This window comes from Nocardia aegles (assembly GCF_052545135.1).
Genome location: NZ_JBQWRI010000008.1, coordinates 33656 through 45280, shown reverse-complemented (window position 1 = coordinate 45280; position 11625 = coordinate 33656). Strand labels below are relative to the sequence as shown.

Sequence of the window (11625 nt, the reverse complement as noted above, 5' to 3'; positions counted from 1 at the left end):
CTTTGCTCTTCCCCGGCATACGCATCACCTCGCAGGAAAGATGCCCGATTCGGGTGCGCTGAATCGCGCGCCGCGCCGGAAAGGAGGGCGGCCCGCGGCCGGTCAGCTCCTCGGGTGGTCCACCGGTTCGTCGACCGTCGGCGCGACGCCGTCGCGCAAGATCCGGAGCAGCCGGCGGGAATGCTCCGGTGACGGGGCCAGCAGCGAAAGTTGGTTCAGCACCGTGTAGTACACGTCCAGGTCGGCGATCTTGTCCAGATACAGCGCGCTGGTCAGTTGCTGGAGATAGACGATGTCGGGCAGATCCGGCTCGGCGAAGCGCAAGACGGTGAACGCGCCGTCGGTGAGCGCCGGACCGCCCACATGATCGGCCAGGATCTGGACGGTGATGTTCGGCTGCGCCGACGCGTGCAACACGCGATCCAGTTGGGCGCGCCAGACGGTGGAGCCGCCGATCCTGCGCCGCAGCGCGGCTTCCTCGATGAGCATCCACACCTGCGGCGGGTGCTGATCGGTGAGGATCTCCTGTCTGCGCATGCGCAGCGCGACCCGTCGTTCGATCGCATCCTCCGGCTCCCCCGGGTGCGACAGCGTGAGCAGCGCGCGGGCGTACTCCGGGGTCTGGAGCAGTTCGGGGACCGCCCGCGGCTCGTAGCAGCGGATCAGGCGGGCCGCCTGTTCCAAGCCGAGATAGGTGTCGAACCACTTCGGCAGCCAGTCATTGTCGCGTGCCCACCAGCCCGACGCATTGGCCTGCCTGGCCAGTTCCAGGTATCGGTCCCGTTCCGCCGGGTCGGTGACCGCGTAGAGGTCGAGCAGGTCGACCAGATCGCGTTCCCGGCAGCCGGTGCGCCCGAGCTCCAGCCTGCTGATCTTCGAATGCGACCCGCGAATGGCCGCACCCGCCGCGTCACGGGTGATATTCCGCGCCTCGCGCAGGCGACGCAGCCGGCCACCGAGGACCATCCGCAGGACCGTCGGTCCACCTCCGGACACCGGCTGGGCGCCCAGCTGTGTCGAATCGGCCGCCTGTCGTACGTTCGAAGGACGCATGCCCCGAGTCTGCCATGCTGACCGAGTCGTTAGCTATGGGCCGAAAGTCCCTGCGCCACCGCGCATTCCTGGTTGCACCTGGTCCGGCACCGCACCCGACCGGTCAGGCGGGGTCGGACGGCAGCTCGGCGATCCGCGGCTCCCGCTCGCGCAACGCAGCGATGAGAGCACGGGTGTACTCGGGGGGCGCGGCGTGCACCGACAGCAGGTTCGCCACCGCGCGATAGGCCGCGAGATCGGCGTCCTTGTCCAGATACAGCGCGCCGGTGAGCTGCTGGAGATACACGATGTCCGGCAGGTCCGACTCGGCGAAGCGCAGCATGGTGAAGGCGCCGTCGGCCACCGCGGGGCCGCCCACGTGATCGGCGAGCACCTGCACGGTGATGTTCGGCGCGTCCACGGCCCGCAGCAGGTGGTCGAGCTGCGCCAGCCACACCTGCGATCCCCCGATCCTGCGCCGCAGCGCCGCCTCCTCGACGATCAGCCACATCTGGGGCGGGTCCGGCCTGGTCAGGATCTCCTGGCGGCGCATCCGCAGGGCCACGCGCCGCTCGATCGACTCCTCGTCCTCGTACGGGTGGGCGAGCACGAACAGCGCGCGGGCGTACTCGGGGGTCTGCAGCAGCTCCGGGACCACCCGCGGCTCGTAGCAACGGATCAGCTGCGCGGCATGTTCCAGCCCGAGATAGGTGTCGAACCACTTCGGCAGCCAGTCGGCGTCGTGATGCCACCATCCCGAGGTGTTGGCCTGCTCGGCCAGCCGCTTGAACTCCGCGCACTCCTCCTCGTCGGTGACGCCGTACAGCGCGAGCAGGTCCACCAGATCCCGCTTCCGGAAACCGGTACGCCCCAATTCCAAGCGGCTGATCTTCGAGTGCGAACCGCGGATCGCCTCGCCCGCTTCCTCGAGCGAGATGCCGCAGGCCTCACGCAGCCGCCGCATCCGTCCGCCGAGGATCATCCGTAAGGCGGTCGGGCCGCCCTCGGCGGCGGGAACCGTTCCACGAGCGATGGATTCGTTCTGAGGCCGCACTACCGAAGCACGCATGCGTCGAGTCTCGCATGCGCGGTGCCCGCACTCCAGCACCGAACCCCCGAAGGGCAGCGCATGCGCAGGTGCAAGCACGTCGGCACGACCAGTGCATTCTGCGTGACCGCACACCGGAGCGAGGACCGCAATCACCCGGTCAGCACTCGTCGGGCGCCTGGACTCCCCGCAGCCGGTCGTCGAGCCAGATCATGGCCTCCGGATAACCGAGCGCACCCGCGATGATGTGCTCACCGAGCACACTCCGGTACACCGCGGGCACGCCGAGGCGGCACTGCTCGAGATAGAGATTGCGCGCGCCCTCGGCCGGAATCCAGAACTCCTGCTCACCGTTGTAGATGTAGAGCGGCGTCGCCGACCGCATACCGGCCATCTTGGTCACCCGATAGATGTCCGCGGCCAGCGCCGAATGCAACGGATCGGGAAAATTCGCGGCGATGTCGATCGGCAGCATCAGCACGCCGAGCGCTCCGTAGCTGCTGCCGCACATGTTCTTCACCGGCGAGGTGGCCACCCACTGGGCGAGATTGTTCATCCCGGCCAGGATCTCCGGCCGCTCGCGGCCGATCCCGAACACCGCCCCCATGAATATCGCCGAGGCGAGGTTGCCGTTCATACTGCGGGCCAGGATCTCGAAGTCGGCGGGCACGCCGCCCAGCGCCGCGCCGACGATCACGTCCGCCAATTCCGGTGCGTAGCCGTCGATCAGCTTCACCGCCCCGTGCGTCGCGATCGCGCCACCGGAATATCCGGCCAGACCGAACTTCGCGGCGCCGAACTCCTCCGGCAGCAGTCCGCGCACCGCCCGGATCGAGTCGAGCACGGCGTGCCCGGCCACGATGGGTTCGGCATAGGCCATCGAAGGCCCTTCGTGGTCCGGGATCAGCACGGCGTAACCGCGCAGCGCCGCCAGATGGGTCGTGGGCGGCAGGAAGTCGGTGGTGCTGGTGTCGGGGTTGAGCCCGTGCGCGAGGGTGTATCCGGGCGTGCAGGTACGGCCCAAGGCGTCGATGGGCAGGTTGTTCACCACCACCGGCCGCTGCCCGGGCCCCGGCCACGGCGCGGACGGGACGATCAGCGTCGCCGTGGCATACGACGGCGCGCCGTGCGCGTCGGTCGTACGGTACTTCACCAGTAGCGCACGCTGGATCGGCAGCAGCAGCAACGGCGCGGCCGTCGGGCGCACGTCGCGGACCTCGACGACCTGCCCCGCTGCCATGTCGTCGAGATCCGCGGGCAGCAGGTCGAACATCGGGTCGCCGACAGCGGACGGCAGCGTGGCCGAGCGCAGCGCCGCCAGCGACGGCGACAGCGTAGTCGCCTGGTGCGCAGGTGGAATCGGTTCCGGCAGCGGCGCGATCGGCGGCGGCGGAATCACCTGATCGATGAGTTGTTGCAGCGCGGGCAACAGCCCGCCGGGCGGTGGGGCGGGCGGCGGCTCTGCGGCGGCGGGGCCGGCCAGGACCGCGCCGGCGACGAGCAATGCCACAGCAATGGCACGCGAAATCTTCATGGCACACCTTCGGTGCGAACGGCAACGTCGTCTGGCACCCGGACGCACCAGCCTTCGACCGCCGAAATGTCCCCTGTCGGACCGGGAGCCAGTACGTCAGGCTACGCCAGCGCCCCCGACCGGACGTAGTAAAGCATCCGAGTTGTCTTGTCGCGTATCCATATCGCAACAACGGCCACCGAGACCCTTTTTCGCAGAGAGGGTCCCGGCTCGGCCATGTACGTATCGTCGGTCAGCAATTACTCGGCGCGGGTTCCCCTCGGAAACGGGCGTCCAGCCAGGTCAGCGCCGCGGGAATGCCCAGCACCGCCGCGGTCAAGTGGTCCGGCACCGGGACCTCGTCGGTCTGCACCTTCGCACCCGCCGCACACCACCGCTTGTCGGTATTGACCACCGCGTCGATCGGGATGAGGCCATCGATCGGCGAATGCCATTCGAACACCGGCGTCTTCGGTACGCCGTCGTAGAGTTCGAGACTGTTCTCTTCCACCACGGCGCGCGCGGTGTTGTCGTTGATCATCGAGGTCGTCTTGGCGAAATCCAGCGCGCCGTGGCCTGCTCCCGTGGCGAGGATGTCGTTGGTGCAGCTGTTGGAGATTTGCGCGCGGGCAGCCAGACCCCGGTCGTTCAGCTGCTCACTGAGAGGGAAGCGCGTCGGGTACTCCCGCTCCAGCCCGAACCCGGCGGCCAACGCGAGACCGAACACCGGATGCGGGTTCAACCCCAGCCCCTCGAGCATCTTCACCAGATTCATCGGCACGCCACCCATCGCCGCGCCCGCGATATCGAGTTCCGGTGCGTACTTCGGCTGCAGGGCCGCCGCCCACGCGGTGGCCATCCCGCCGCCGGAGTAGCCGACCATCGCCACCGGGCTGCGCTGCACACCGAGTTCGGCGACCTGTTTGACGGCGCGGATCCCGTCGAGCGTGATCTGCCCGCCGAGCTTCGCGGCGCCGTAGGCGAAGTTCGGGCCGAGGTGGTCGGGCAGCGCGACGCTCCAGCCGCGGGCCAGCAGGACGTTCCAGCCGGGCGCCTCCCGTACGACCAGATTCGGATCACCGGTGTAGAGCACCCGGGAGACCGAGCACTCCGAGCCGAGCCCGTTGATGATGTGCTGGAACGACAGCAGGGGGCCGTCGGCGCGATGCGCCTTCGGCGTCAGCACCGTGGTCGTCGCCGCGATCGGTTTCCCCTCCGAACTCGCCGACCGGAACCGGATCACGGTCACCGTGGTCTCCGGGAAGATCGCCAGCGGCGGCATCACCCGAGTCGCGATCACGTCGCCGGGCTTGCGATCGGCGATGTCCGCGGGTGTCGAATAGAACGGATCCGGATCGGGTTCGGGATACAGCGGCGTGCCGGCCGCGGCGCCGGCCATACTCGCGACCAGCACCAAGCCCGCGGCCATCGCTCCGATCGCACGTGCGAGACGTCTGCGCCCCACTCCCCTACCCGACGAACGTGGGCCCTGACTCATCGACGTGTGCCTCCTGAATCGTCCAACGCTGTGCCCATCCTCGACAACATGACCAAGCGCGGAACACCCACCGACGCGATCATCTTGACAATTCAGAACATTGGGTCGCCCGGCCGGTGCTCGCGGCGGGCCCCGGCTGGTGACTGTACCGCAGGACGCCACGTCCGTTCTGTGACATTTCCAACGGATAACGCGACGGCACCCGGCCGGCGGGTACACCGCGTCGGGATTCGATGGCGCGCCGGTCACGGCCGCGCCGCGCAGATCGAGCTCCGGCACGTCGCCGGGTGCCGGATGGGCGGTGAACAGCACCGAGACCACGACGCCCGTCGCCCCCTACCAGGTGCCGTCCACACCGCACCGACCGCCATCCCGAGCCGGAGCCGCACCGGCAAGCCCCCACAATAGGAGCCCTGCCGGGGAACCTCGCCGGGACCGCCTGGGCTCGCTAGGCTCGGGTGAGCACGCCGGAAACCGGTGCCGAGGAGAACGCAGGAGGTTCGACCGTGGCGCAGCGGTACCCGTATCGCCTCGTCACCCGGCGCCGCACCGCCGTGTTGCTTGCGTCGGGGCTGCTACCTCTGACGGTCGCCTGCGGAACCGATTCGTCCGATCCTTCGGCGGGCACGACCACGACCGTCGCCGCGACCACCTCGAGCGCACCCGCGTCACCGGCATCGACAGCGCCGGCCGCCGTGCCGTCCGTCGACCCCTACGCGGGACAGCCGCTGATCGATCATGTCACCTGGACCGAAACGATCGACGGGCCCCGGTTGCTCGTCTTCCCGACGCAGGCCGGGCGGCGGACCACCTTTCCCGGCTCGGACGAACGAGCGTGGCAGGAGGTAGTGGCCGACTCGGCCGACGCGGACGCACCCGGCATGCGCGATCAGTTCGTCTGTCACTGGGCATGGGCACGGCTGGTGCAACCGGACAAGCCGAGCTGGAACCTGGAACCGTGGCGCCCGGCGGTGGGCTACCAGGCCACCGTCGAAGCGCGGTGTAATCCCGGCGGCCCCGAGCGCTGAGCGCGGGCGCTGCCCCGACCGGAAGGAGCGTTCCATGCGCGTCGTCATCGCAGGCGGGCACGGGAAGATCGCATTGCTGCTCGCCCCCGTACTCACCGCGAACGGCCACCAGGTCGCCGCCCTGATCCGCAACCCCGACCACGCCGACGACGTGCGCGCCACCGGCGCGGAGCCGGTGCTGTGCGATCTGGAGAACGCGGGTACCGACGAGCTGGCGAACGTCGTAAAAGGCTGTGCAGCGGCGATTTTCGCCGCCGGCGCCGGGCAGGGCAGCGGCGTGCGACGGAAATACACCGTCGACCTGGGCGGCTCGGTCCGGCTGGCCGAGACCGCGGAGCGCACCGGGGTGCGCCGCTTTCTGCAGATCTCCTCGATGGGCGCGGGCGTGCCACCCGCTCCCGGTTCCGACGAGGTGTGGGCGGCGTACCTCGACGCGAAGACCAAGGCCGAAAACGATCTGCGCGGCAGAGATCTCGACTGGACCATCCTGCGTCCCGGCCGCCTGACCGACTCCCCTGGTACCGGACTGGTGACGCTCGCGCTTCCCCCGGTCGGGCGCAGCGAGGTTCCGCGCGCCGATGTGGCGGCCGTATCCGCCGGACTGCTGCCCGCCGCGCACACCTATGACCTGACGCTCGAGCTCGTCTCGGGTGACACTCGGATTAGCCAGGCAATTGCACAACTGGCCGACTGAGCTGTCACACACCTCGCTACCGCCCTTGCAGATCGACCGCAACGGTCACGATGGGAGAACAACCGTGTTCAGTCGAATCGTCTCGATGAAGATCCGCCCCGGCTCCCGGGCCGAGTTCCTGGCGGCCATATCCCGCAGCGCCGACGCCTCCGTCCGGACCGAGCCGGGCTGCCTGCGCTTCGACATCTGCGCAGATCGGGTGGATCCGCACCGATTCTTTCTCTATCAGCTCTACACCGACGACGAGGCCGCGGAAGCGCACCGTTTCACCGAACATTTCCTGGCCTGGCGGGCCGCGGCGGACCAATTCGTCGAGCCGGGTACGCAGATCGATTACAGCACGGACGTCTTATTCGGCCGCGACTGAATTGTCGCGTCGGGCGCCGTGTCCGCAAACTTCCGGCTGCGAAATGCGCACTGTGCGCGTGCAATCGATCGTGCAGATGTGCTTGCATCTGAAAGGTACGGCGGCATAAACTCGGTCCCGCAACGCTTTACAGGGGACCATCAGGGGAGGCCGCGTGGGCGAGCCGAAGGCCGAAGCCGCCGTGGGTTTGCCGCCGCCACACAAAACAGGGGCGTTCGAATGGAACAACCACGTACCGGCGGTCGGTTCGGATCAGCCGACACCGCACTGGCCGACCAGCCGGCGAACGGTAGACATATGAGCACATTTCCGGCCCACAGCGGCCACACCGATACCGCGTTTTCCCGAGAAACCGCCGTGGCATACGTGATCGATGCCGTCGAATCCACCGGGGCGGCGACTCGGCACGATTTCGATATCGACCGGATCGTCACCACCGCGCACGCGATGGCCGACGACTGGGATCTCGAGGCACTGCAGCCGGCGACGTTCTGGCGGATCGCCTCCAGCTTCATCAAGCAGTAGACCGACCGTCCCGCTGTCCGAGCCCGGTAGGTCACGAAACCCTCGGTCATGAGCACTCTCCTCGCGCCACCCGACGCCGGCCGATAGCCACCACGATGCCATCGACGCCGGGCGCTGACCCGCGAGAACCAGAGTTCCGGGGCCACCGCCGCCGCCGCCGAAGTGGACAGCACAGCAACGCCGAGCGGCCACCTCCGTTTCGGAGGTGGCCGCTCGGCGTATCGGGTCTTCGGCCGCGCGCAGCGCTACCGCGCGCTCTCAGTGACCCTCGGCATACTTCTCCATGATCTCGATCGACTTCTCCGGGCGCTCGGCCTGGACGCAGAGCCGGTCCATCACCGACAGGTACAGCGCCAGGTCTTGCCGCCGCTCGAGATACAACGCGCTGGTCAATTGTTCGAGATACACGATGTCCGGCAGTTCCGCCTCGGCGAAACGCAGAATGCTGAAGGAACTGCCCGCCGCGGCGTGCTCACCCGCGGTGAACGGCAGCACCTGGATCGTCACATTGGGCAACTTCGCCAGCCGGACCAGATGCAGCATCTGCTCACGATGCACCTGCGCGCCGCCAACGGGCCGGACCAACGCGGCTTCGTCGAGCACCGCCCACACTACCGGCGGGTCCGAGCGGAAGAGTATTTCCTGCCTGCGCTGACGCACCGCGACCCGCCGATCCGTGTCGGCGTCCTCATATCCGAGCGACACGACCGCCCTGGTGTATTCGGTCGTTTGCAGCAGTCCGGGAACAAGATGCGACTCGTAGGTGCGGATCTTGCTCGCGGCCTGCTCCAGGCCGAGGTAGGTCCCGAACCACTGCGGCAGCAGGTCGCTGTAGCGATGCCACCAGCCCGGCTCGTTGGCCTGCCTGGCCAACTCGAGGAACGACTCGCGCTCCTGGGTATCGTGGACGCCGTACAGGGTCAGCAGGTCGCGGATGTCGCGTTCCTTGAAGCCGGTACGGCCCAACTCGAGACGACTGATCTTGGCGTGCGATCCCCGGATCGCCTCACCCGCCGCTTCACGAGTGATGCCTCTCTTCTCCCGAAGCTTGCGCAGCTGGCCGCCCAATGCGATGCGTAGCACGGTCGGACCACGTTCCGCGACAACGGATTGCACCTGACCATCGTCATCGGGTTCAGCGATCATCGAGTTCGGCTCCGATACTCCGGGGATAGCCCACAGTGTGTCACAACCACATGTCGCGAGACACACCGCGCACCGATCGCTAATGTTACCGCTCAGCTAGTCAAATAGTCGAACTCCCCGGCCTTCGCGCCACGAACGAACGCATCGATCTCCGGACGCGTATAGATCAGGACCCCGCCTTCGGGGTCCCGCGAATTACGTACCGCCACTTGGCCGTTGGCCGTTTCGGCCACCTCGACGCAGTTGCCGCTGGGATTACTGAAGGAACTCTTGCGCCAAGTTCCGATGATCTCGTTGGTGAATGTATCCGACATCTTCCCCACTCCTCCGTTACCGCAGTCAGGCGATTCGGTTCGTGCATATGCACGTTCAAACGTTCTTGCATATGCACCAACACGGGACGATAGCACGAAGTTCGCCCTCTGCGCGCCCACGGATCGGCATCGTCCGACGCTAGATATGCAACGCACTCGCGTCGACTCGGAAACACCGAGGTCAGCTCCCCGATCCAGGCCGCTTTACGAGCGCGAATCTTGGACTGCCACAGGGCACATCGGATGTACCAGTTGTTCGCGACAGCCCCGCGCACCCACCCGCACGGCAGTTCGCCGACCCGGTTTCTGCCCAGGCAGTACACCCCCATACCGGGAGACCGCAGCCCCTCATCCGAACCGACATTCCCACTCCGCGCGGGTCTGGAACCACTGGATGAGCGGTGAGGACCATGACGAGATCGACCGCCCCGCAGGCGACGCCGGGATCGAGGTCGATCCGGACATCACCCCCATGGCCGTGCAGACGCGCCAGTTCCTCGGGCGCGCCGTGCACTACCTCACGCCAAGACCTACGAGGATCTGCTGCGCATCGCGCACACCCTGCTGGACGCGGTTGCGTCGGATCCAGGCCTTCGTCGACAGCCTGGAGGTGGTCGAGCCGGGTTTCGCGCCCATCACGCAGTGGCGCTCGGGTGGCACGGAGGTGCGCGAGTCCCGCCTGATCTCCGCCTACGGCGCGGTCGCGCGCACACCGTAAGGCCCCTGAACACCAAACCGCAAGCGGTGCAGCGCCGGTCGCCGGTCTCGCTCCGACGACCGGCGCCCGTGTTACCCTGACCGATCGTGCAGATGTACTTGCATTTGCAAGCGACGGAGGAATAGACTCGAACCCGAAATCGGGGAGGTACGTAGAGAGTTCGAGTCTGCGTCACCAGTACGTCACCCTCCCCGCCGCACGTCGGACGCGAGGGGTAGTCGAATGATCGAGCCATTTCGAACCTCCCCCCGGGTTGCCGTCATCGATGGCGCAGGCGCCGAGCCCTTTCGCCAGTACCGTGCGCCCGAGTTCGCCATGACCGATTGCAGTGTGGAGCCCCGCGGCCTCACCTATCGGCAAGCCCGCGACATCCTCTATGTCCACGAGGTCCACGGCCCGGCGTGCAGGCAGTGGCTGGCAGCCGCCGCCTATTTGTCAGCCGGGCTGGACGACGAATAGAACGGGCAAGGCCCGGCACGCGAAGGTGTTCTCGTCGCAACGTGAACCCGGCTCCAGCGCCGTTACCTCAGCGCGACGCTGCGCGGCCGGCATCCGAGTCACTACGGCATCGCATGACCCAGCTCACCTCGATCGACGTGGCGACCCCGGCGGGGACCTCACCGACGGTGCTCACCTGCCGGCCCGGGATCCGGACCGCAGCCTCGCCCGCCGCCGGTGACGTCCGCGTCGTGACCTGATCGTGGCCTGTAACGGATTCGTGCTGGTCACCGAGCCGCGAACTTGCGATCCTGGTAGTGCCGCGACGTCTGGATGGTGGAATATGCGAATTTCGGAGATCCTGCGCAGGAAAGGCAGCGACGTGGCCACGGTCGCGCCCGATACGACGGTACGCACACTGCTCGCCACCCTGGCCGAGCGGAACATCGGCGCGGTCGTCGTCTCCCCCGACGGCAACACGATCGCGGGCATCGTCTCCGAGCGCGACGTGGTACGCAGTCTGCACGCGTGGGGCGCAGAGCTGCTGGACACGCCGGTCTCGACGATCATGACCGCCACGGTGCGCACCTGTGCGCCCGACGACCGGGTCGACGGGCTGCGCCGCACCATGACCGACCACCGCATCCGGCACCTACCGGTGGTGCACGAGGGTCGACTGGTCGGCATCGTGAGTATCGGCGACGTGGTCAAGAGCGCGATCTCGGAATTGGCGGACGAACGCGAACACCTCGTGGAGTACCTGCAAGGCAGATATTAGAGCTCGCTCAGATTCCCCAGGTCGGCCGAGAGCCAGTGCTCCGGGCGCAGGAAGACCGCGACCTGCGCACCGTAGGCCTCGGCCGCCGTCAAGTAGGCGTCCAGCGATTCGGCGGGTACGTACCGCGCGGCCATGTCGCGGTGCATCTCGTCGGTCGCCGGGGTGATCCGGGTGACCGGGCCCTCCACGCTCACGTACCGGACCGTGGGGTCTACCTGCTGCACCATGAGACCGAACCGGCCGGTCTCCCGGAGGTAGCGCATCTTCTGCGATTCCGGACCGGTCAGGATCCAGGGCTCGCCACCGGGGCTGTACTGGTACCAGATCGGGACGGTGAGCGGGCCGCGACCGGCGCCCGCGGCCACCGAGAACGCCGCGACATGCGGCTGCGCGAGGAACTCTTGACGCTCTTGCAGTGTCAGAGGCATGCGTTCCAGGCTAGTCGTGAAAGCCGTTGTCCACGACAAAACTTCGAAGTCCGTACCGAAAATGCGTATCGTGGGTGACGTCCGAGTCACCGGTGTGA

General features: G+C 67.6%; 15 protein-coding genes. 8 read left to right on the top strand and 7 right to left on the bottom strand.

Features of this window, described 5'->3' with window-relative positions; genetic code table 11:
- Positions 1-102 precede the first annotated feature (102 nt).
- From ACT89H_RS21520 to ACT89H_RS21505, 4 genes are all read right to left on the bottom strand, one after another.
- The gene (locus ACT89H_RS21520) at positions 103-1053 is read right to left on the bottom strand and encodes a Sco1979 family transcriptional regulator (protein ID WP_445110436.1); all 951 of its coding nucleotides are present in this window, start codon (positions 1051-1053) and stop codon (positions 103-105) included.
- A gap of 103 nt (positions 1054-1156) precedes the next feature.
- A complete protein-coding gene (locus tag ACT89H_RS21515; RefSeq protein ID WP_445110435.1) occupies positions 1157-2101 on the bottom strand; it encodes a Sco1979 family transcriptional regulator in 945 nt (314 codons plus the stop codon).
- 139 nt (positions 2102-2240) lie between these two features.
- The gene (locus ACT89H_RS21510; RefSeq protein ID WP_445110434.1) at positions 2241-3614 is read right to left on the bottom strand and encodes a lipase family protein; all 1374 of its coding nucleotides are present in this window, start codon (positions 3612-3614) and stop codon (positions 2241-2243) included.
- A gap of 232 nt (positions 3615-3846) precedes the next feature.
- A complete protein-coding gene (locus ACT89H_RS21505; protein WP_445110433.1) occupies positions 3847-5022 on the bottom strand; it encodes a lipase family protein in 1176 nt (391 codons plus the stop codon).
- A 527-nt stretch (positions 5023-5549) separates the two neighbouring features.
- On the opposite strand from ACT89H_RS21505, the gene ACT89H_RS21500 reads away from it, so the two are divergent.
- From ACT89H_RS21500 to ACT89H_RS21485, 4 genes are all read left to right on the top strand, one after another.
- A complete protein-coding gene (locus tag ACT89H_RS21500) occupies positions 5550-6119 on the top strand; it encodes a DUF2599 domain-containing protein (RefSeq protein ID WP_445110432.1) in 570 nt (189 codons plus the stop codon).
- A 34-nt stretch (positions 6120-6153) separates the two neighbouring features.
- The gene (locus ACT89H_RS21495) at positions 6154-6813 is read left to right on the top strand and encodes an NAD(P)H-binding protein (RefSeq protein WP_445110431.1); all 660 of its coding nucleotides are present in this window, start codon (positions 6154-6156) and stop codon (positions 6811-6813) included.
- Positions 6814-6877: 64 nt separating this feature from the next.
- Positions 6878-7180 (top strand): putative quinol monooxygenase, encoded by a 303-nt coding sequence (locus tag ACT89H_RS21490; RefSeq protein ID WP_043690427.1) that lies wholly within the window; start codon positions 6878-6880, stop codon positions 7178-7180.
- A gap of 297 nt (positions 7181-7477) precedes the next feature.
- Positions 7478-7705, top strand: a complete 228-nt coding sequence (locus tag ACT89H_RS21485) for a hypothetical protein (protein ID WP_445110430.1) — start codon at positions 7478-7480, stop codon at positions 7703-7705.
- A gap of 258 nt (positions 7706-7963) precedes the next feature.
- On the opposite strand, the gene ACT89H_RS21480 is transcribed toward ACT89H_RS21485, so the two are convergent.
- Positions 7964-8851 carry a Sco1979 family transcriptional regulator gene (locus ACT89H_RS21480; protein WP_445110429.1) on the bottom strand — a complete coding sequence of 296 codons (888 nt, stop codon included), beginning with the start codon at positions 8849-8851 and terminating at the stop codon, positions 7964-7966.
- A 92-nt stretch (positions 8852-8943) separates the two neighbouring features.
- Entirely contained in the window at positions 8944-9165 is a 222-nt protein-coding gene (locus ACT89H_RS21475; RefSeq protein WP_445110428.1) for a DUF397 domain-containing protein, read from the bottom strand.
- A 394-nt stretch (positions 9166-9559) separates the two neighbouring features.
- Here ACT89H_RS21475 and ACT89H_RS21470 point away from each other — a divergent pair, with 394 nt between their 5' ends.
- The 4 genes from ACT89H_RS21470 to ACT89H_RS21455 all read left to right on the top strand — a co-directional run bounded on the left by ACT89H_RS21470 (position 9560) and on the right by ACT89H_RS21455 (position 11099).
- On the top strand, positions 9560-9883 hold the full coding sequence (locus tag ACT89H_RS21470; protein WP_445110427.1) for a hypothetical protein: 324 nt from the start codon (positions 9560-9562) through the stop codon (positions 9881-9883).
- Between the two features lie 222 nt (positions 9884-10105).
- Positions 10106-10342: a hypothetical protein gene (locus ACT89H_RS21465; RefSeq protein ID WP_445110426.1), complete on the top strand. Its 237-nt coding sequence runs from the start codon at positions 10106-10108 to the stop codon at positions 10340-10342.
- Positions 10343-10455: 113 nt separating this feature from the next.
- Entirely contained in the window at positions 10456-10581 is a 126-nt protein-coding gene (locus ACT89H_RS21460) for a hypothetical protein (protein WP_445110425.1), read from the top strand.
- Between the two features lie 83 nt (positions 10582-10664).
- Positions 10665-11099, top strand: a complete 435-nt coding sequence (locus tag ACT89H_RS21455; protein WP_445110424.1) for a CBS domain-containing protein — start codon at positions 10665-10667, stop codon at positions 11097-11099.
- Here ACT89H_RS21455 and ACT89H_RS21450 read toward each other — a convergent pair.
- The gene (locus ACT89H_RS21450) at positions 11096-11527 is read right to left on the bottom strand and encodes a pyridoxamine 5'-phosphate oxidase family protein (RefSeq protein WP_445110423.1); all 432 of its coding nucleotides are present in this window, start codon (positions 11525-11527) and stop codon (positions 11096-11098) included. The two genes, ACT89H_RS21455 and ACT89H_RS21450, sit on opposite strands and share 4 nt — an antisense overlap.
- Between the last annotated feature and the right edge of the window lie 98 nt (positions 11528-11625).

Bases quoted from the DNA above. Each gene is read 5' to 3' on its own strand.
- ACT89H_RS21480 (WP_445110429.1), bottom strand. From the start codon at position 8,851: ATGATCGCTGAACCCGATGACGATGGTCAGGTGCAATCCGTTGTCGCG.
- ACT89H_RS21510 (WP_445110434.1), bottom strand. From the start codon at position 3,614: ATGAAGATTTCGCGTGCCATTGCTGTGGCATTGCTCGTCGCCGGCGCG.
- ACT89H_RS21515 (WP_445110435.1), bottom strand. From the start codon at position 2,101: ATGCGTGCTTCGGTAGTGCGGCCTCAGAACGAATCCATCGCTCGTGGA.
- ACT89H_RS21475 (WP_445110428.1), bottom strand. From the start codon at position 9,165: ATGTCGGATACATTCACCAACGAGATCATCGGAACTTGGCGCAAGAGT.
- ACT89H_RS21460 (WP_445110425.1), top strand. From the start codon at position 10,456: ATGACCCAGCTCACCTCGATCGACGTGGCGACCCCGGCGGGGACCTCA.
- ACT89H_RS21520 (WP_445110436.1), bottom strand. From the start codon at position 1,053: ATGCGTCCTTCGAACGTACGACAGGCGGCCGATTCGACACAGCTGGGC.
- ACT89H_RS21465 (WP_445110426.1), top strand. From the start codon at position 10,106: ATGATCGAGCCATTTCGAACCTCCCCCCGGGTTGCCGTCATCGATGGC.
- ACT89H_RS21505 (WP_445110433.1), bottom strand. From the start codon at position 5,022: ATGGCCGCGGGCTTGGTGCTGGTCGCGAGTATGGCCGGCGCCGCGGCC.
- ACT89H_RS21450 (WP_445110423.1), bottom strand. From the start codon at position 11,527: ATGCCTCTGACACTGCAAGAGCGTCAAGAGTTCCTCGCGCAGCCGCAT.
- ACT89H_RS21470 (WP_445110427.1), top strand. From the start codon at position 9,560: ATGAGCGGTGAGGACCATGACGAGATCGACCGCCCCGCAGGCGACGCC.
- ACT89H_RS21495 (WP_445110431.1), top strand. From the start codon at position 6,154: ATGCGCGTCGTCATCGCAGGCGGGCACGGGAAGATCGCATTGCTGCTC.
- ACT89H_RS21485 (WP_445110430.1), top strand. From the start codon at position 7,478: ATGAGCACATTTCCGGCCCACAGCGGCCACACCGATACCGCGTTTTCC.
- ACT89H_RS21455 (WP_445110424.1), top strand. From the start codon at position 10,665: ATGCGAATTTCGGAGATCCTGCGCAGGAAAGGCAGCGACGTGGCCACG.